The 19,632-nt window shown below is 73.4% G+C and carries 16 protein-coding genes; 11 read left to right on the top strand and 5 right to left on the bottom strand.

Annotation, left to right across the window (positions count from 1 at the left end):
• Nucleotides 1–29 precede the first annotated feature (29 nt).
• Nucleotides 30–1,328 (bottom strand): MFS transporter, encoded by a 1,299-nt coding sequence (locus E4U92_RS18035; RefSeq protein ID WP_137301459.1) that lies wholly within the window; start codon nt 1,326–1,328, stop codon nt 30–32.
• A gap of 83 nt (nt 1,329–1,411) precedes the next feature.
• Between E4U92_RS18035 and E4U92_RS18030 the strand changes: the two genes are divergently transcribed.
• Nucleotides 1,412–2,386, top strand: coding sequence for a LysR family transcriptional regulator (locus E4U92_RS18030; protein WP_137301458.1), 975 nt, complete (start codon nt 1,412–1,414; stop codon nt 2,384–2,386).
• Nucleotides 2,387–2,431: 45 nt separating this feature from the next.
• Here E4U92_RS18030 and E4U92_RS18025 read toward each other — a convergent pair whose 3' ends face one another.
• The 3 genes from E4U92_RS18025 to E4U92_RS18015 all read right to left on the bottom strand — a co-directional run bounded on the left by E4U92_RS18025 (nt 2,432) and on the right by E4U92_RS18015 (nt 5,604).
• Nucleotides 2,432–2,815 (bottom strand): hypothetical protein, encoded by a 384-nt coding sequence (locus tag E4U92_RS18025; protein ID WP_137301457.1) that lies wholly within the window; start codon nt 2,813–2,815, stop codon nt 2,432–2,434.
• Nucleotides 2,816–2,902: 87 nt separating this feature from the next.
• On the bottom strand, nt 2,903–4,054 hold the full coding sequence (locus E4U92_RS18020; protein ID WP_137301509.1) for a uroporphyrinogen-III synthase: 1,152 nt from the start codon (nt 4,052–4,054) through the stop codon (nt 2,903–2,905).
• Nucleotides 4,055–4,209: 155 nt separating this feature from the next.
• A complete protein-coding gene (locus E4U92_RS18015) occupies nt 4,210–5,604 on the bottom strand; it encodes a nitrate/nitrite transporter (protein ID WP_137301456.1) in 1,395 nt (464 codons plus the stop codon).
• A 289-nt stretch (nt 5,605–5,893) separates the two neighbouring features.
• Between E4U92_RS18015 and E4U92_RS18010 the strand changes: the two genes are divergently transcribed.
• From E4U92_RS18010 to E4U92_RS17980, 7 genes are all read left to right on the top strand, one after another.
• Nucleotides 5,894–7,510: a M48 family metallopeptidase gene (locus E4U92_RS18010; RefSeq protein ID WP_137301455.1), complete on the top strand. Its 1,617-nt coding sequence runs from the start codon at nt 5,894–5,896 to the stop codon at nt 7,508–7,510.
• A 308-nt stretch (nt 7,511–7,818) separates the two neighbouring features.
• Nucleotides 7,819–8,433: a CGNR zinc finger domain-containing protein gene (locus E4U92_RS18005; protein ID WP_137301454.1), complete on the top strand. Its 615-nt coding sequence runs from the start codon at nt 7,819–7,821 to the stop codon at nt 8,431–8,433.
• 354 nt (nt 8,434–8,787) lie between these two features.
• On the top strand, nt 8,788–9,309 hold the full coding sequence (locus tag E4U92_RS18000) for a sigma-70 family RNA polymerase sigma factor (protein ID WP_010039908.1): 522 nt from the start codon (nt 8,788–8,790) through the stop codon (nt 9,307–9,309).
• Nucleotides 9,309–10,139: an anti-sigma factor family protein gene (locus E4U92_RS17995; protein ID WP_137301453.1), complete on the top strand. Its 831-nt coding sequence runs from the start codon at nt 9,309–9,311 to the stop codon at nt 10,137–10,139. Before E4U92_RS18000 ends, E4U92_RS17995 begins: the two co-directional genes overlap by 1 nt.
• A 64-nt stretch (nt 10,140–10,203) precedes the next feature.
• Entirely contained in the window at nt 10,204–12,600 is a 2,397-nt protein-coding gene (locus E4U92_RS17990) for a HelD family protein (protein WP_137301452.1), read from the top strand.
• Nucleotides 12,601–13,000: 400 nt separating this feature from the next.
• Entirely contained in the window at nt 13,001–14,416 is a 1,416-nt protein-coding gene (locus E4U92_RS17985) for an NAD-dependent malic enzyme (RefSeq protein WP_137301451.1), read from the top strand.
• A gap of 381 nt (nt 14,417–14,797) precedes the next feature.
• Nucleotides 14,798–15,079, top strand: a complete 282-nt coding sequence (locus E4U92_RS17980; protein WP_004000874.1) for an HU family DNA-binding protein — start codon at nt 14,798–14,800, stop codon at nt 15,077–15,079.
• A gap of 107 nt (nt 15,080–15,186) precedes the next feature.
• Here the strand turns inward: E4U92_RS17980 and murA are convergent, their stop codons facing one another.
• A complete protein-coding gene (gene murA, locus E4U92_RS17975) occupies nt 15,187–16,533 on the bottom strand; it encodes a UDP-N-acetylglucosamine 1-carboxyvinyltransferase (RefSeq protein WP_137301450.1) in 1,347 nt (448 codons plus the stop codon).
• Between the two features lie 253 nt (nt 16,534–16,786).
• Between murA and E4U92_RS17970 the strand changes: the two genes are divergently transcribed.
• The 3 genes from E4U92_RS17970 to E4U92_RS17960 all read left to right on the top strand — a co-directional run bounded on the left by E4U92_RS17970 (nt 16,787) and on the right by E4U92_RS17960 (nt 19,495).
• Nucleotides 16,787–17,359: a YqgE/AlgH family protein gene (locus tag E4U92_RS17970; RefSeq protein WP_137301449.1), complete on the top strand. Its 573-nt coding sequence runs from the start codon at nt 16,787–16,789 to the stop codon at nt 17,357–17,359.
• A gap of 29 nt (nt 17,360–17,388) precedes the next feature.
• The gene (locus E4U92_RS17965; protein ID WP_137301448.1) at nt 17,389–17,679 is read left to right on the top strand and encodes a DUF3039 domain-containing protein; all 291 of its coding nucleotides are present in this window, start codon (nt 17,389–17,391) and stop codon (nt 17,677–17,679) included.
• A 145-nt stretch (nt 17,680–17,824) separates the two neighbouring features.
• Entirely contained in the window at nt 17,825–19,495 is a 1,671-nt protein-coding gene (locus E4U92_RS17960) for a beta-N-acetylhexosaminidase (protein ID WP_174863925.1), read from the top strand.
• Nucleotides 19,496–19,632 lie beyond the last annotated feature (137 nt).

The raw sequence follows: 19,632 nt of genomic DNA, 5'->3' as shown, positions 1-19,632 counted from the left end.
GGCGTTCAGGCGTTCAGGCGTTCAGGCGTTCAGGCGGCGCGACGCACCGCCCGCACCGAGCCGATCACGAACGCCACCCCCGCCGCCGCCACCGGCACCGCGAACCCCGTGGTCGGCGCGGAGTGTTCGACGATCCAGCCGCCGCTCGCCGAGCCGCACGCGATCCCCGCGAGCAGCGCGGTGACCATCAGGCTCAGCCCCTCGTTCAGCCGCCCCGCGGGCACCCTGCCCTGGAGCACGGTCATCGCGGTGACCATCGTCGGCGCGGTCGCCATCCCCGCCACCAGCAGCGCGAGCGCCAGCAGCGGCAGCGAACCCGCGGTACGGGCGCTCAGCCACGGCAGGCCCATCAGCACCGTCATCGCCAGCAGGCACCACGGCAGGCGCCGCTCGGCCGGACCGGCCGGCTTCAGCGCGCCGTACAGCAGGCCGGCCGCGCACGAACCGGCCGCCTGGAGCATCAGCACCACCCCGGCGGCGCCCCGGTGGCCGAGCGCGTCGGCGTAGGCGACGGTGACGACCTCCATCGAACCGAACACCGCGCCCGTCGCCAGGAACCCCACCAGCAGCGGCGGCACGCCCGCGACCCGCAGCGGCGAGCGCGCCGCGCGGTCCGCCGGGCGCGGCGGCGGCTCGGTGGCGCGCTGCGCCGCGAACAGCAGGATGCCCACCAGCAGCAGCGACGCCGCCACCAGCAGCCCCGCCTCCGGGGCGACCGCCGTGCACAGGAACGCCGCGAGCACCGGGCCCAGCATGTAGCACAGCTCGTCCACCGCCTGCTCGAAGGAGTTCGCGGTGTGCAGGGCGGCCGCGTCCCCGTCCAGCAGGTGCGCCCAGCGGGCCCGGGCCATGCCCCCGGTGTTGGGCGTGGTCGCGGTCGTGGCGTACGCGGCGAAGAGGGTCCAGTCGGGTGCCCCGTAGTGCACGCACAGCACCAGCGCCAGGCTGCCGAGCACCACGCACAGCGCGGCCGGGACCGCGATCCGCGCCTGCCCGTGCCGGTCGACGAGCCGCGCGATCCACGGCCCGGCCAGCGCGGACGCCGCGAGTCCGGTCGCGCCGACGGCCCCGGCCAGGGCGTACGAGCCGCGGGTGTCGGCGATCATCACGATGGTGCTCATCCCGAACATGCCCGCGGGCAGCCGGGCGATCAGGTTCCCGGCGACGAAGGCGCGGGCGCCCGGCCGGGCGAGCAGCCGCCGGTAGGGGCCCGGCGGTCGGGCCGCGCGGGGGCGGAAGTCGACGGTGACCAGGGTGTCCGCGGTGAGCGTGGGGAAGGGACGGGACGGTGTGCGGGCAGGGTGGTCCCGCCGTGTCGACTGGGGCATGCCCCTACGGTGGCGCCGCGATGATCACCCGGTCCAACACCTGTCCCGCACCGATTGACACACCCGCGTTGTAAGTTCACGGGATGTCCGGCACACCCGCCCACCTCGACCCCCGTCTGCTGCGCGCCTTCCTCGCCGTCGCCGAGGAACTGCACTTCACCCGTGCCGCGGCCCGCCTGTACGTCGCGCAGCAGGCCCTCAGCCGTGACGTACGGCGCCTGGAGCGGGAGTTGGGCGCCGACCTGTTCCTGCGGACCACCCGCCAGGTCACGCTGACGCCCGACGGCGAGCGGCTGGTGCCGTACGCGCGCCGGGTGCTGGCGGCGCAGGACGAGCTGCTCGCGGCGTTCCGGCAGGCCCGCCCGCTGCTGGTGGACCTCAACTCGCCGGGCCTGGTCACCGGCCGCGCGGTGCTGCACCTGGCCCGCGAACTCGCCCCGGATCTGGAGCTGATGGCGCGCTTCGAGAGCGGGCTGACCTGGGCCGCGGCCGAGATCGCGGCGGGCCGGCTGGACGCGTCGTTCGGCCGCTGGGCGGGCCTGGACCCGGCGCTGCGGGCCGCGCTGGACCACCAGGCCGTGCGCCACGAGCCGATGGCCGTCCTGCTGCCCGTACACCACCGGCTGGCCGCGCTGGCGGAGGTGCCGATGGCCGCGCTCGCCGGGGAGCGGGTGTACGCGGGCGCCGGGAACCCGCGCACCCGGGAGTGGACGGACCTCGCCCACCGGCTGTTCGAGGGGCGCGGCATCGAGGTGGCGCCGCCCGCGCCGCTCGCCGTCGGCGACGAGGAGTTCCGCCGCATCATCGAGAAATCGGGCGATCCGGTCCTCGTGGTGGTGGGGTTCCCGGCCCTGCCCGGCACGGTGCTCCGGCCGCTCGTCGACCCGGTGCCGCTGTCCCCGGTCTCGCTGGTCTGGCGCAAGGGGCTGGTCCACCCCGGCCTCGACGCGCTGCGGCGCGCGGCGGCCCGGCTGACGGCCGAGAGGTCGTGGCTGCGGGTGCCCGCCACGGCATGGATCCCGGCCGTGGACAGGGACTCGGCTGCCGCCCGCACGTGACACCGCGTGGCGCACCGGCCGGCACGCCGCGCCACGCCGCCGCCGTCACGCCCGCGTCGCGGCGCGGATCACCGCCGACACGGCGGCCGTGGCGGCGAGGCTGCCCAGCATGACCAGGGTGACGCCCACCATGAACAGGCCGCCGGCGTCGTCGGACCAGTCCCCGTAGGCGGCGAGGGTCAGACCGGCGGTCGTCCCCGCGACGGCCGCCACGTGCTGCCGGGACGCGGCCCAGTACACGGGCACCAGCAGGCTCAGCACGAGCCCCCCGACCTGCCACGCCTCGTACGGCCCGGTGGTCGAACCGTCGGCCTGCACGTCCCGCTGCTGGTCCCACCCCAGCCAGGCGGCCCACAGCGCGAACGACACCCCGGCGAGGACCAGCACGGGCACCAGCCGGGGCACGGGTCTCGGAAGTCCTTGGCTCATGCGCCCAGCCTCCCGCCGGCCCCGCCCCCGGAACAGGGCGCGGATACTCAGAACGACCCGAGTACCTAGGCCCGGCGGGCCGGGGTGTCACGCCCCCGCGTACTTCGCGTCCGTGGCCGGGTCCAGGGCCAGGCGGTAGCCGCGCTTGACCACCGTCTGGATCAGCTTCGGGGCGCCCAGGGCCGTGCGCAGGCGGGCCATCGCCGTCTCCACGGCGTGCTCGTCGCGGCCCGCGCCGGGCAGGGCGCGCAGCAGGTCGGCGCGCGGGACGACCCAGCCGGGGCGGCGGGACAGGGCCCGCAGCAGGGACATGCCGGCCGGGGGGACCGGCTTGAGCTCGCCGTCGAGGAGGACCGCGTGGCCGCGGATCTCCATGTGGTGGCCGGCCACCGGCAACGAACGGGCCCGGGAGGGCAGTTCCTGGCACAGCAGCTGCACCAGCGGGCCGAGGCGGAAGCGGTCGGGCTGGACGGTGTCCACGCCGCGCGCCTGCAGCGGCAGCGCGGTGACCGGTCCCACGCAGGCCGGCACCACGTCGTGGTGGAACGCGGCCAGCAGGCCGGTCAAAAGGCCCCGCTCCTCCGCCCGGGACAGCAGGGACGCCGCCGCGGGCGCGCTGGTGAAGGTCACCGCGTCCAGGCCGCGCGCCACCGTGGCGTCCAGCAGCCGGTCCAGCGGCCCGATGTCCTCCGGCGGCATCCACCGGTACACGGGCACCCCCACCACCTCGGCCCCGCCCTCCCGCAGCGCCTCCACGAACCCGGGCAGCGGCTCCCCGTGCAGCTGGACGGCGACCCGGCGGCCGTCGACGCCCTCCTCCAGGAGCCGGTCGAGCACCTCCGCCAGCGACTCGCTGGACGGCGACCACTCCTCGGTCAGTCCGGCGGCCCGCACCGCGCCCTTGACCTTGGGGCCGCGGGCCAGCAGCTCGACCTCGCGAAGCCGGGCCAGCAGGGGCTCGCCGAGCCCCCACCCGTCGGCGGCCTCGATCCAGCCGCGGAAGCCGATGGCGGTCGTCGCGACGACCACGTCCGGCGCCCGGTCGATGAGTTGCTGGGTCGCGGCGAGCAGCTCCCCGTCGTCGGCGAGCGGCACGATCCGCAGGGCGGGGGCGTGCAGGACGGCGGCGCCGCGCCGCTGGAGCAGGGCCCCCAGTTCGTCGGCCCGGCGCGCGGCCGTCACGCCCACGGTGAAGCCGGCCAGGGGCCCGTGGTCCGGTCGCTGCTGTTCCTCGTACATGACGTCGTCCCGCATTCCCGTGGTCGTCGTGCCGCGGACACCAGGAGGATGCCGCAGTGGCGCGGTGCCCGCATGCCGATCGAGCCTGTCAACGGCGCGTGACAGGCTCGGTTCGGCTCGATGTCGCCGGTGTTACGTCGCACCCGGCGGTCCGGTCACACTTCCGCGTAGCTGAGCTGCGGCTCCTTCTCCGCGGCGCTCGCCGCCGGGCTCGTCGCGCCGGCCGGCTTACGAAGGTATACGGCCCAGGTGACGGCGAAGCAGGCGGCGTAGAAGACGAGGAACGCCACGAACGCGCCGGTGCCGGAGCCGTAGGAGAGGAAGGACTGGCGGAAGGCGAGGTTGATGCCGACGCCGCCGAGCGCGCCGACCGCGCCGATCAGGCCCATGGACGCGCCGGACAGCCGCCGCCCGTACGCCGCGGCCGCCTCGCCCGTCAGCCCCCGGGCGAGGGCCTTGGTGTGGAAGATGCCGGGGATCATCTTGAACGTCGACCCGTTGCCGAGCCCGCTGAGCACGAACAGCGCCACGAAGACCGGCACGAACAGCCCCAGCGACTTCTGCTGGCTGGCGTACACCAGGACGGCGGTGGCCGCGCCCATGCCGACGTACGTGTACAGGCTGATGCGGGCCCCGCCCCAGCGGTCGGCGAGCCGGCCGCCGACGGGGCGGATCAGCGAGCCGAGCAGCGGGCCGATGAAGGTGAGGTACGCGGCCTGCAGCGGCGTACGGCCGAACTGGTTGGTGAGCACCTGCCCGAAGGCGAAGCTGTAGCCGATGAACGACCCGAACGTCCCGACGTAGAGGAACGACATGATCCAGGTGTGGCCGTCGCGGGCCGCGTCCTGGGCGGCGCCGGTGTCGTTCCTGACCTTCTCCAGGTTGTCCATGAAGCGGAAGGCGAGCACCGCGGCGAGGAGGATCAGCGGGATGTAGATGCCGAGCAGCACGCGCGGCCCGCCGTTCGCGCCGATGATGGCGAGGGCGATGAGCTGGATGACCGGGACGCCGATGTTGCCGCCGCCGGCGTTCAGGCCGAGCGCCCAGCCCTTCTTGCGCAGCGGGAAGTAGGCGTTGATGTTGGTCATGGAGGAGGCGAAGTTGCCGCCGCCGACCCCGGCCAGCAGGCCGACCAGCAGGAACGTCGTGAAGGACGTCCCCGGCTCCATCACCGCGAAGGCCGCGACGGTGGGCACCAGCAGCAGACCGGCCGAGATGACCGTCCAGTTCCGCCCGCCGAAGACCGCGACGGCGAAGGTGTACGGCACCCGGACGACGGCCCCGACGAGCGTGACCATCGACGTCAGCAGGAACTTGTCGGCGGGGGTCAGCCCGTACTCCGGCCCCATGAAGAGCACCAGCACCGACCACAGGGTCCAGATCGAGAAGCCGATGTGCTCGGAAAGGACGGAGAAGAAGAGGTTGCGGCGGGCGATCCGCTCCCCGGTCGTGTTCCAGAAGGTCTCGTCCTCGGGATCCCAGTGCTCGATCCACCGCCCGCCCCTGCGCGGGCCGGAGGAAGGTGCGGGGGCTGTGCTCGGGGCTGTCATGACGCCTCCACGGTGCTGCGGGACTCAGGTGGTGCGGGGGGATGAGCGCTTCTGGGTCCCGAAGGTAGGCAGACCGCGTTTCGCCCCTGTGCCCACGGGTGACCGCGAGGGAACGTTGCTCTCACTCGGGCGGGGGGCGGGGTGAGAGGTGACGGGGGGCGGGGTGGACGGTTCCGGTAACGGGGCCGCGCCTGCCGGGGCGGTCATTGCATGTCCCCGCGTCTCACCCGGCGGTAGGATCCGCGCGTCGTCGGCCCGTCCGGGCGGCGGGTCCGGCGGGGGGACAGTAATGGGATTGCGGTTGCGCGTGCTGCGCGCGTTCGTGCTGCTGGCGGGCTTCTTCCTGATGGGCTTCGTGCTGCTGGCGGCCATGGGAGTGCTGGACTGGCTGCTGGTGACGCGGGTGTTCGTCGACCGGGCGGCGTGGGCCGCGGCCACGCTCGTGACCGGCACCCTGGTGGTGGCTCTGGCGATCCTGCAGGGCATGTTCGCCTTCCTGCGGGCGGGGCGCCTGGAGACGGAACCGCACGCGGTCGCGGCGGGAGCGGACGACCAGCCCGAGCTGTGGGACCTCGTCCGGGCGGCCGCCGAGGCGATGGGGGAGCGACCGCCCGACGAGCTGTACCTGACCGCGGACGTCAACGCCGCCGTCGCCGAGCAGAGCCGCCTGCTGGGCCTGCTGCCCGGCCGGCGCCGCATGTATCTCGGGCTGCCCCTGCTGACCGGTCTGACCGTCCCGCAGCTCCGTGGCGTGCTCGCCCACGAGTTCGGGCACTACGCGCACCTCGACACCCGGCTCGGCGGCATCATCATGCGTGGTCGTGCGGCCGTGCTGCACACGGTCGACGTGTTCGGGCGGAACGACACCTACTTCCACCGGGCCGTGGGCCTGCTGTACGTCACCTACGCCCACCTGTTCCTGCGCAGCTCGCAGGCCGCGGGCCGCGAGCAGGAACGCGCCGCCGACCGGACGGCCGCCCGGCACGCGGGACGGGACGCCACCGCCGCCGCACTGCGCGCCCTGCCCGTGCTCGACGCCGCCCACGACCACTACCTGACGGCGTACGCCGCGATGGGTGAGCCGCTGGGAGCTCTGCCGCGGCGGGGAGAGGTGTACGGCGGGTTCCGCCGCATGGTCGATGCCCGGTCGCCCGACGGCATCGCCGAGCTGTCCTCCGGACGACGCCCGCCGCGACCGCACCGGTACGACTCCCACCCCCCGATCGCCGAACGGGTCGCCGCGGTGGAGGCGTTGCCCGACGACGGCCGGGCCGCCGAACTGGACGACACCCGGTCCGCGCTCACCCTGGTGCGCCGCGGGGAAGAGGTGTTCACGGCGCTTGAGGCGTGCACGCTGCCCGTCGAAGCGGCCCAGCTACCCCGCCTGGGCTGGGACGACCTGGTCATGGCCCGCGCCGTCATCGACGCCGAGGAGTGGGCGCGGCCCTTGCGGGTCGCGGTGGCCAGGGCCGTGCGCGCAGAGGAGGCCGGCACCGAAGGGGGCGCACCGGCCGGGCCGGTCGACAGCGACGCGCTGCCCGGTCTGGAGGAGGTGCTGGACGCCTTCGACCGCGGCCTGCTGTGGAGGGAGATCGCCGAGCGGATGCCCAAGCACCATCAGGCGGCACGGCTGACCGGGGCGTCGGCCCGCAACTTCATCCGGCCTCGGGTCTTCGACGGCCTCGCCGGTCTCGTCCACCTGCGTCTCGTCCAGGCGGGGCAGGCCGCCCCCGACGTGGCCTGGTCGGGCCGGCCCGGGCTCGCCCTGCCCGAGGAATGGGAGAAGGGCATGGACGACGCCCTCGACGCGGCCGTCGCCGACACCCCGGACTCGGCGCCCTTGCGCGCCCTCCTGGCCGGCACCGGATCCGCATCCGCCGCCGGCCCGGCGCTCAGGACGGGCTGAGCCTCCTCGCTGCCCGTCCCCCACCCGCAACGCACAGGGGGACGTGCCGGGCGGGGCCGGAGGACCGGGTGGGGCGCCGGGGTGGCGGGCACGTCCGGTACCGGGACCTCCCGGTCACGCGCGCGTCCACCACTGCGACGACCGCGACGACCGCGACGACCGCGTCGACCGCGACCACCGGCGTCCGCCCCCGCCCCGTACGGCCCGTCCCGCCCGGGGACTTCCGGCCGTGCTCCCGGGCGGGCACTGTGAGAGGGGGAACGAAGGACACCGGGGGGAACTGCTCCTACCTAGGCGGTGACAGGCTCATGGCACCGGGTACGGCCACGGCCCCGCACACGCCGCGCTTCGAGGCGGGGCGCCTCTGTCTCGACCTGCTGGCGACCGCGCACCCCGTCGAACGGCTGCACTCCGCGCCCCCGTTGTACGCCTGGATCACCGCGTCGGGACTCGTGCCCCCGGGCACCCCGCTGCCGGAGGCGGACCCCTCGTGGGTGACGGCGTTCCGGGAACTGCGCTCGTGTGTCGGGCAGTTGGTGCACGCATCCCTGACCGCGGACCACCACGGCTCCCATGTCCCCGTCCCCGTCCCGCTCCTGGCCCTGGCCCGTCTCAACGACCTCGCCCGCGTCGCCACCCCGGCCCCCCGCGCCGTACGGGGTGAAGACGGCACCCTCGTACGGCGGTTGGACGCCCCGCCGGACTGTGCCGCCCTGCTCGCCGTCGTCGCGCGGGACGCGGTCGAGCTGCTGACCGACCCGGTCGCGCGGGCCGCGCTGCGGCAGTGCGCGGGGGACAACTGCCCCTTGGTGTACGTCGACACCTCCCGCGGCCGCCGCCGACGGTGGTGTTCCAGCGAGGTCTGCGGCAACCGCGAGCGGGTCGCCCGGCACCGTCGGCGCACCGCCGTCACCCGGGGGTGAGGGGCGGAGGCCGCGCGTCCGACACGTCGGGCCCGTCCGCTGATCGGCCGCTTCCTCCCCGCCCGGCCGCCACGTGATCTCGCTTACACCTCGTGTGCCTCCCGCGCGCCACGGGCAGTCCGTCCGGCCTTGTCGGTGTGGCGGATCTGTAAAGAACCCGGTGGGGGAATGTGCGTTCATGTCCCCCTCGTCGGGACACCTCGAAGAAATACGCATCCCGGGTTTGAACACTCCGCAGCTCACATCCGTACCGGTGGGGGAGCGACCGACTGGGGGAACCCCCGGACACCGGAGGTGGGCGTGCGCAAGGATGCGGCCGTGGCCAATGAACGTGGATCGAGGGCCCGACATCGCATGTCCCAGCCCTCGGAACCTGACGAGGAGCTGATGCGCGCCCTCTACCGGGAGCACGCCGGCCCCCTCCTTGCGTACGTCCTGCGACTGGTCGCCGGAGACCGGCAGCGCGCCGAGGACGTCGTGCAGGAAACGCTCATCCGTGCCTGGAAGAACGCCGGTCAGCTCAATCGGGCGACCGGATCGGTACGCCCCTGGCTGGTGACGGTCGCGCGCCGCATCGTCATCGACGGCCACCGCAGCCGGCAGGCCCGGCCGCAGGAGGTCGACCCGTCGCCGCTGGAGGTCATCCCCGCGGAGGACGAGATCGACAAGGCGCTGTGGTTGATGACCCTGTCGGACGCGCTGGACGACCTGACCCCGGCCCACCGGGAGGTGCTCGTCGAGACCTATTTCAAGGGGCGTACGGTCAACGAGGCGGCCGAAACCCTGGGCATACCCAGCGGCACCGTCCGCTCCCGGGTGTTCTACGCCCTGCGGTCGATGAAGCTGGCACTGGAGGAGCGGGGGGTGACGGCGTGATGAGCATGTACGGGGGATACGGCACAGGTGGTTCGGGTATGTCTGGTCCCATGCAGGGATCGATGCACGGATCTCCGAGTCCGAGCGAGCACGAGACCGTCGGCGCCTACGCCCTCGGGATTCTCGACGACGCCGAGGCAACCGCTTTCGAGGCCCACCTCGCCGGCTGCGAGTGGTGCGCCCAGCAGCTCGACGAGCTGGCCGGGATGGAGCCGATGCTCGCCGCGCTCGCGGACCTGCCCGGGTCCGGCACGCCGGCGATCGGCGAGTCCCTGTCCGCCCGGCCCAGCCCACGGCTGGCGGAGCGGCTGGTCGACGAGGTGGCCGAGCGGCGCGCCCAGAAGCGCCGGCGCTCCTTCTACATGGTCGCGGCCGCGGCGGCGCTGATCATCGGCGGCCCGCTCACCGCGGTCGCGGTGACCGGCGGCGACGACGGCGGCGGCGGGACGCCCGTGGCGAGCGCGAGCAACCCCGCGCGGTCGGTGTTCAACACGATCGGCGACAAGGTCACCGCCACCGACGCGGGCACCAAGGTCACCGGGACCGTGGCGCTGCAGGACAAGGCGTGGGGCACCGAGACCGTCGTCGAACTGAAGAACGTCACCGGGCCGCAGAAGTGCTCGCTGATCGCCGTCGGCAAGAACGGCGAGCGCGAGACCGCCTCGTCCTGGTCGGTGCCCGAGTGGGGCTACGGCATCCCCAACGCCAAGACCGACCAGGCCAAGCAGCCGCTGTACGTCCAGGGCGGCGTGTCGATGCCGGTGAACGACATCGACCACTTCGAGGTGATGACCTTCGACGGCAAGAAGCTCCTCGAGATCGACGCGTAGCTTCCGCGCACCGGCCCCCTTCGCGTACGGTTGACGGCTGCCCAGCACGTCAGAAGGGGGCCCGGTGGCCGCTCAGGCTCAGCAGGACAACGCGGTCGACTCGGTCCGGGGCGAGCACGACTCCGTGCGCGACCGAGAGATCCGCGGGGAACAGGAACACCTGGACCGGGTGTACCGGCGGCTCGCGGAGAAGATCCACGAGGCCGAGTTCCTCATGAACGACGCGGCGCAGCGCGGCCAGGTCGGCACGCCCGGCGCGCTCGCCGAGCGGGACGCCCAGGTCTTCCGCGCCGGCATCCACCTCAACCGGCTCAACAACGAGTTCGAGGACTTCCTCTTCGGCCGGATCGACCTGCTGCCGGGCAAGGACGGCAAGAAGGGTCCCGACGGCGCCTACACCGCCGTCGAGCCGGCCGAGGGCGCCGTACGGCCCGACCGGACCGCCGACATCGCCGAGACGCTGCACATCGGCCGGATCGGCGTCCTCGACCAGGACTACGCCCCGCTGGTCATCGACTGGCGGGCGCCGGCCGCCGCGCCGTTCTACCGGTCCACGCCCGTGGACCCCGGCCGGGTCGTGCGCCGCCGGGTGATCCGCTCCAAGGGCCGCCGCGTCCTCGGCGTCGAGGACGACCTCATGCGGCCCGAGCTGACCGCCTTCCTCGACGGCCGGGAGCTGCCCGTCATCGGCGACGGCGCCCTGATGGCGGCCCTCGGCCAGGCCCGCGGTCACACCATGCGGGACATCGTGGCCTCCATCCAGGCCGAGCAGGACCTCGTCATCCGTGCCCCCGCCGCGTCCGTGACCTACGTCGAGGGCGGCCCCGGCACCGGCAAGACCGCCGTCGCGCTGCACCGCGCCGCCTACCTGCTCTACCAGGACCGGCGCCGGTACTCGGGCGGCATCCTGATCGTGTCGCCGACGCCGCTGCTGGTCGCCTACACCGAGGGCGTCCTGCCCTCCCTCGGCGAGGAGGGCCAGGTCGCGATCCGCGCGATCGGCTCGCTGGCCGTGGACGCGGTGGGCGCCGAGGCCACGCTGTACGACTCGCCCGCGGTGGCCCGCGCCAAGGGCTCCTCGCGGATGCTGAAGGTGCTGCGCAAGGCGGCACGGGGAGCGCTGGAGCTGGGCCGCGGCGCCGGTACGCCCGCCGGGCAGCTCACCCTAGACGGCGGCGACGACGGCGAGGTGACCGGTACGCCGGGCGCCGCCGGTCCGCCCACTCGGCTGCGGGTCGTCGCCTTCGGGCGGCGCCTCGAACTGGACGCCGCCGCGCTGGACCGCGTCCGCCGCACGGCCCTCGGCGGCACCGCCCCGGTCAACCTGCTGCGCCCGCGTGCCCGCAAGCTGCTGCTGGACGCGCTGTGGGAGCAGTCGGGGGCCGCCGGCCGGCAGACCGACCCGGAGCTGGCCGCCGAGCTGCGCTCCTCCTTCGACGACGACATCACCTCGGAGGACTCCTTCACCGAGTTCCTCGACGCCTGGTGGCCGGAACTGACCCCCAAGGACGTGCTGGCCGCCATGGCCGACGAGCGCCGCCTGGGCCGCTGGGCGCGCCGCGTCCTCAACCCCGGCGAGGTCCGCAAGGTGGCCCGGTCGCTGAAGCGGGACGGGTACTCCGTGCACGACATCGCCCTGCTCGACGAGCTCCAGGCGCTCCTCGGCGTCCCCGCACGCCCGCGCAGGAAGCGCGAACTGGACCCGCTGGACCAGCTCACCGGCCTGGAGGAGCTGATGCCGGTGCGCGAGGAGTCGCAGCGCGAGCGGGCCGAGCGGCTCGCCCAGGAACGCACCGAGTACGCCCACGTCATCGTGGACGAGGCGCAGGACCTCACGCCGATGCAGTGGCGCATGGTCGGCCGCCGCGGCCGGCACGCCACCTGGACGGTCGTCGGCGACCCCGCCCAGTCGTCCTGGTCCGACCCGGACGAGGCGGCCGCGGCCCGCGACGAGGCCCTGGGCACCCGGCCCCGGCGCCGCTTCCAGCTCACGGTGAACTACCGCAACCCCGCGGAGATCGCCGAGCTGGCCGCGAAGGTGCTGGCCCTGGCCATGCCGGGTGCCGAGGCGCCGTCGGCGGTCCGCTCGACGGGCGTGGTGCCGCGCTTCGCGGTCGTGCGCGAGGCGCTGGGCGCGACCGTGCGGGCCGAGGCCGAGCGGCTGCTGGAGCGGGTCGAGGGCACGGTCGGCGTGGTCGTCGCCATGAACCGGCGCGAGGAGGCCCGGCGCTGGCTCGCCGGACTCGGCGACCGGGTCGTGGCGCTCGGCAGCCTGGAGGCCAAGGGCCTGGAGTACGACGCGACGGTGGTCGTCTCGCCCGCGGAGATCGCCGACGAGTCCCCGGCGGGCCTGCGCGTGCTGTACGTCGCGCTGACCCGGGCCACCCAGCAGCTCACGGTCGTCTCGGGGGACCGGGACGAACCGGACGCACAGGGTGTTCCGGACCTCCTGCGGGACTGAGCCGGGTGGTCCGTCCGGACTGTTTCCGATGAACCTGCCGGACGGGAATGGGTGCGCGCCATCCGTTTGTTAGTCTGGGTGTGGCACCGGCCCGATCCAAGCCCCCGGGCCCAACCTTCGTCGCTACGAGCGACCACTTGCCGCGAGGCGAGCATGGCGGGTCGGTGCCACTCATCCGTCGAGAGACCCACGTCCTTCGTGACGTGGGTCTCTTTCTTTTGGCCGATCACCTCTCGTATCCTCTCGCATGGCGGAAGACATTTTCCGAATCCGACCGGCCGTGCACCGCGCCCCGTGAACACAACGTCCGCAACCCAGGGCGGCTACCACGTACCGAGGGGTAGGTGCGACGATCGGACGGCACAACTTCGCGACACGGTGAAAGCAGAGGAAGTCGGCCATGGCAACGGCGCCCAGCGTCTCCTACTCGATGACGATCCGGCTGGAGGTGCCGGCGAGCGGGACGGCCGTCTCGCAGCTCACCAACGCCGTGGAGTCCTCCGGAGGCTCGGTGACCGGCCTCGACGTGACCGCGTCCGGGCACGAGAAGCTCCGCATCGACGTCACCATCGCGGCCACCTCGACCGGCCACGCCGACGAGATCGTGGAGAAGCTGCGCGGCATCGAGGGCGTCACCCTGGGCAAGGTCTCGGACCGTACGTTCCTGATGCACCTCGGCGGCAAGATCGAGATGCAGTCCAAGCACCCCATCCGCAACCGTGACGACCTGTCCATGGTCTACACGCCCGGCGTGGCCCGCGTCTGCATGGCGATCGCCGAGAACCCCGAGGACGCCCGCCGGCTCACCATCAAGCGCAACTCCGTTGCGGTCGTGACGGACGGTTCCGCCGTGCTGGGGCTGGGCAACATCGGCCCCAAGGCCGCGCTGCCCGTCATGGAGGGCAAGGCCGCCCTGTTCAAGCGGTTCGCCGGCATCGACGCCTGGCCGCTGTGCCTGGACACCCAGGACACCGACGCCATCGTGGAGATCGTCAAGGCGATCGCCCCCGGCTTCGCCGGCATCAACCTCGAGGACATCTCCGCGCCCCGCTGCTTCGAGATCGAGGCCCGGCTGCGCGAGGCCCTCGACATCCCCGTCTTCCACGACGACCAGCACGGCACGGCGATCGTCGTCCTCGCCGCCCTCACCAACGCGCTGCGGGTGGTCGGCAAGGGCATCGGTGACGTGCGGGTCGTCATGTCCGGCGCCGGCGCGGCCGGCACGGCCATCCTCAAGCTGCTGCTCGCCGCGGGCGTCAAGAACGCGGTCGTCGCCGACATCCACGGCGTCGTGCACACCGGCCGCGCGGACCTGGTGGACGCCCCGGCCGGCTCGGCGCTGCGCTGGATCGCCGACAACACCAACCCGGAGAACCTCACCGGCACCCTGAAGGAGGCCGTGCGCGGCGCCGACGTCTTCATCGGCGTCTCCGCCCCGAACGTCCTCGACGGCGACGACGTGGCCGCCATGGCCGACGGCGCGATCGTCTTCGCGCTCGCGAACCCCGACCCCGAGGTGGACCCGGCGATCGCCCGGCAGACGGCGGCCGTGGTGGCCACCGGCCGCTCCGACTTCCCGAACCAGATCAACAACGTGCTGGTCTTCCCGGGTGTCTTCCGCGGCCTGCTGGACGCGCAGTCCCGCACCGTCAACACCGAGATGATGCTCGCGGCCGCGAAGGCCCTGGCGGACGTGGTGACCGAGGACGAGCTGAACCCGAACTACATCGTCCCCAGCGTCTTCAACGACAAGGTCGCGGGCGCGGTCGCCGGCGCGGTGCGCGACGCGGCGAAGGCGGCGGGCGCGACGGCGTAGGCGCCCGGCGCGACGGCACGCCCGCGCGCGCCCCGGCCGCCCCGGAGCCCCCTGGCCCTCCGGGACACCGCCGCGGGGGCGTACCGTACATACGGGTTGCGGAGGATACGAGCAGCTTGTGAGTACCGCCACGGTCCCCCGCACCGGCGCGTCGTGGAACCACCTGGGCTCGGACGCCCTCTAGGGTGGCGGCCGGGCCGGCGCCCTTCGTGTGACTCCCCAGGGTGTTCTCACGACTCCTAGGGGTGCCGGATTGGCTTTACCGCCGCAGGTGGGGGCAGGATGCGTCCCTGGGCGCGAGCGCATCGGCATCGCAGTGCCTCGTGTGCGGCTCCGCCGCGTGGCACGCCCCAACGGCAAGAAAGACACGGGAGTAACAACATGAACCGCAGTGAGCTGGTGGCCGCGCTGGCCGACCGCGCCGAGGTGACCCGCAAGGACGCCGACGCCGTCCTGGCCGCGTTCGCCGAGGTCGTCGGCGACATCGTCTCCAAGGGCGACGAGAAGGTCACCATCCCCGGCTTCCTGACCTTCGAGCGCACCCACCGTGCCGCTCGCACCGCGCGCAACCCGCAGACCGGCGACCCGATCCAGATCCCGGCCGGCTACAGCGTGAAGGTCTCCGCGGGCTCGAAGCTGAAGGAAGCCGCGAAGGGCAAGTGAGCCGCGCCCCCCTGCCCAGGGGGGTGTCGCACCGTACGCCGATGGGGCGGTCACCCGAGTCCGGGTGCCGCCCCTTCGCCGTGTCCGCGCCGGACCGGCGCCGGCCGCTAGCCGAGCGCCTTGCCGGGCAGCTCGACCTTCGCGCCGAGCTCCACGAGCTTGTCCATGAAGTTCTCGTAGCCGCGGTTGATCAGGTCGATGCCGTGGACCCGGGACGTGCCCTGGGCCGCGAGGGCGGCGATGAGGTACGAGAAGCCGCCGCGCAGGTCGGGGATGACCAGGTCGGCGCCCTGCAGCCGGGTCGGTCCGGAGACGACCGCGGAGTGCAGGAAGTTGCGCTGGCCGAAGCGGCAGTCCGAGCCGCCCAGGCACTCGCGGTAGAGCTGGATGTGCGCGCCCATCTGGTTGAGCGCGGAGGTGAAGCCCAGCCGGGACTCGTAGACCGTCTCGTGGATGATGGACAGCCCCGTGGCCTGGGTGAGCGCCACGACCAGCGGCTGCTGCCAGTCGGTCTGGAAGCCGGGGTGCACGTCCGTCTCCAGCGCGATCGACTTGAGCTGGCCGCCGGGGTGCCAGAAGCGGATGCCCTCGTCGTCGATCTCGAAGGCGCCGCCCACCTTCCGGTAGGTGTTGAGGAACGTCATCATCGAGCGCTGCTGCGCGCCGCGGACGTAGATGTTGCCCTCGGTCGCGAGCGCCGCGGACGCCCAGGAGGCGGCCTCCAGACGGTCCGACAGGGCGCGGTGGGTGTAGCCGCCGAGCTGGTCGACACCGGTGACGCGGATGGTGCGGTCGGTGTCCATCGCGATGATCGCGCCCATCTTCTGCAGGACGCAGATGAGGTCCTCGATCTCGGGCTCGACCGCGGCGTTGGACAGCTCGGTGACGCCCTCGGCCAGCACGGCCGTCAGCAGCACCTGCTCGGTCGCGCCGACGGACGGGTAGGGCAGCCGGATCTTCGTGCCGCGCAGGCCCTTGGGGGCCTCCAGGTACTGCCCGTCGGCCCGCTTCTCGATGACCGCGCCGAACTGCCGCAGCACGTCGAAGTGGAAGTCGATGGGCCGGCCGCCGATGTCGCAGCCGCCGAGACCGGGGATGAACGCGTGCCCGAGGCGGTGCAGCAGCGGGCCGCAGAACAGGATCGGGATGCGGCTCGACCCGGCGTGGGCATCGATGTCGGCGACGTTCGCGCTCTCGACGTAGGTCGGGTCGAGGACCAGTTCGCCCGGTTCCTCGCCCGGACGGACCGTCACACCGTGCAGCTGCAGCAGTCCGCGCACGACGCGCACGTCACGGATGTCCGGGACGTTGCGCAGCCGGCTCGGCGCGCTGCCCAGCAGGGCGGCCACCATGGCCTTCGGTACGAGGTTCTTCGCACCGCGGACACGGATCTCGCCCTCCAGCGGGGTCCCGCCGTGGACAAGCAGTACGTCATCAGCGCCGTTGACGGTCATGAATCTCGCGTTCCGTGGAGTGGGGCAAGGGCCAGAGGAGACAGAGTAATCGCCGTGCACCCCCCTGCCGTAAGCCCGAGGACCGCCCAGCCACGTCATGGCTGTGTCACAACACGAACGGTTCCGCGGCGGGCACGTGCGGTCACCGGTGCCGGTGTGCGCCCGCGGGTGCGCTCGTGAGCCCTGACCAGCCTTCACCCCCGTGCCCGCATTGCCTCCCCACACGGCGCGAAGATGCGGGATCATGTCTGGCATGACCGAGGTGTCCTCGCTCACAGGGCGGCTGCTCGTGGCCACCCCCGCCCTGGCGGACCCGAACTTCGACCGCGCGGTGGTGCTCCTCCTCGACCACGACGAGGAGGGCTCCCTCGGTGTGGTCCTCAACCGCCCGACGCCGGTGGGCGTGGGCGACATCCTCGAAGGCTGGGCCGACCTCGCCGGCGAACCCGGCGTCGTCTTCCAGGGCGGCCCGGTGTCCCTCGACTCCGCCCTCGGCGTGGCGGTGATCCCCGGCGGGTCCTCCGGCGACCGCGTCCCCCTCGGCTGGCGGCGCGTGCACGGCGCGATCGGACTCGTCGACCTGGAGGCCCCGCCGGAGCTGCTCGCCTCGGCCCTCGGCTCCCTGCGCATCTTCGCCGGGTACGCCGGCTGGGGCCCGGGGCAACTGGAGGACGAGCTGGCCGAGGGCGCCTGGTACGTCGTCGAGTCCGAACCCGGTGACGTGTCCTCGCCGGCCCCCGAGAGACTGTGGCGGGAAGTGCTGCGCCGCCAGCGCAACGAGCTGGCGATGGTGGCCACCTACCCGGACGACCCGTCGCTCAACTGATGCCCGGCCGCTTCAGTACTCTTGGCGGTATGAGCACTCTCGAGCCCGAGCGCGGAACCGGTACGGGGACCCTCGTAGAGCCGACGCCGCAGGTGTCGCACGGCGACGGTGACCACGAGCGCTTCGCCCACTACGTCCAGAAGGACAAGATCATGGCGAGCGCCCTCGACGGCACCCCCGTCGTGGCGCTGTGCGGCAAGGTCTGGGTGCCCGGCCGCGACCCGAAGAAGTACCCCGTGTGCCCCATGTGCAAGGAGATCTACGACTCCATGGGCGCCGGCGGCAACGACGGCAAGGGCGGCGGCGACGGCAAGAGCTGACCTCCGGTCCGACGGCACGGCGAAGGCCCCCGCGGCGCGTGGACGCGCGCCCGGGGGTCTTCGCGTCCCGGCGGGGGACACGGTGCGTTGCGGCCAGTGGTCGAGACCTCTTGTGGGCGGCTCCCGGACGACCTAGCCTCCCGCTGTGCAGAGCGAAACCGACATTGCGCAGCGTGCAACGTCCCTCCTTCCGGCGCCGCGCGCCGTCGAGGGCCCGACGCGGCGGGGGCTGGAGCTCGACGACTCCACGACCCTGTGGGCGGCCCCCGGGACCGAGTCGACCGAGCGCTGGCTGCGGGCCACCCTCGGCGCCGCCCTGGGCCTGCCGCTGCGGCCCGGCGCGCCGGACGCCCCGGACGGGATCCGGCTGGTCCTGGACCAGACGCTGGGCGCCGAGGCGTACCGGCTGGACGTCACCGCCGAGGGCGGTGCGCAGATCCGCGGCGGTGACCCGGCCGGCGTCTTCTGGGGCGCGCAGACCCTGCGCCAGCTCCTCGGCCCCGACGCGTTCCGGCGCGCCCCCGTGCGCCACGGGAACCGCCACGGCCTGCCGCACCTGCGCGTCGAGGACGCCCCCCGCTTCCCCTGGCGCGGCCTCCTGCTCGACGTCGCCCGGCACTTCATGCCCAAGGACGGCGTCCTGCGCCAGCTCGACCTGATGGCCGCGCACAAGCTGAACGTGCTGCACCTGCACCTGACGGACGACCAGGGATGGCGGGTGGAGATCCGGCGCCACCCGCGCCTCACCGAGGTCGGGTCCTGGCGCTCGCGCACCAAACTCGGCCACCGCGCCTCGCCGTTGTGGGACGAGCGGCCGCACGGCGGCTTCTACACCCAGGACGACCTCCGCGAGATCGTCGCCTACGCCGCCGAGCGGCACATCACGGTCGTCCCGGAGATCGACGTACCGGGGCACTCCCAGGCCGCCATCGCCGCCTACCCCGAACTCGGCAACACCGACGTCGTCGACACCACCGCCCTCTCCGTCTGGGACACCTGGGGCGTCAACCCCAACGTACTCGCGCCCACCGACACCACACTGCGGTTCTTCGAGGGAGTGTTCGAGGAGATTCTGGAACTGTTCCCGGCGGACGCCGCGCGCTTCTCGGCGTTCGTGCACATCGGCGGCGACGAGTGCCCCAAGGACCAGTGGCGCGCCTCGCCCGCCGCGCAGGCCCGCATCGCGGACCTGGGGCTCGCCGACGAGGACGCCCTGCAGTCGTGGTTCGTACGGCACTTCGACTCCTGGCTCGCCGCGCGCGGGCGGCGCCTGATCGGCTGGGACGAGATCCTGGAGGGCGGCCTGGCGCCCGGCGCGGCCGTGTCGTCCTGGCGCGGCTACGCGGGCGGGATCGCCGCCGCGCGGGCCGGCCACGACGTCGTCATGTGCCCCGAGCAGCAGGTGTACCTGGACCACCGGCAGGCGCCCGGCGAGGACGAGCCGGTGCCGATCGGGTACGTGCGCACCCTGGAGGACGTCTACCGCTTCGAGCCCGTGCCGCCCGACCTGACGGCGGACCAGGCCCGCCACGTGCTGGGCACCCAGGCCAACGTGTGGACCGAGGTGATGGAGGACCAGGGGCGCGTGGACTACCAGGAGTTCCCGCGCCTGGCGGCCTTCGCCGAGGTGGCCTGGAGCGACCTCCCGGCGTCCCCGGAACGGGACTTCGCGGACTTCGAGCGGCGCATGACGGCCCACTACGCCCGCCTCGACGCCCTGGGCGTGGCCTACCGCCCGCCGGCCGGTCCCCTGCCCTGGCAGCGCCGCCCGGGCATCTCGGGCCGCCCCGTGGACGGTCAGCCGCCGAACCGGTAGGGCTCCGGCGGAAATCCCGGCAGGGTCACCGAAGAGTGGCAATTCCCGCGCATCGGTGATGCCGTGCGAAAACGGACCATCCCGCCGGTGAGGTGGGCGAATGCCTCCTAGCGGACCCCCGTCCTCGGGTGCCCGGA

This window comes from Streptomyces galbus (assembly GCF_005280195.1).
GTDB classification, from domain to species: Bacteria; Actinomycetota; Actinomycetes; order Streptomycetales; family Streptomycetaceae; genus Streptomyces; species Streptomyces galbus.
Note: the sequence above shows the minus strand (reverse complement) of the source record. Positions and strands in the feature narration are given on the sequence as shown.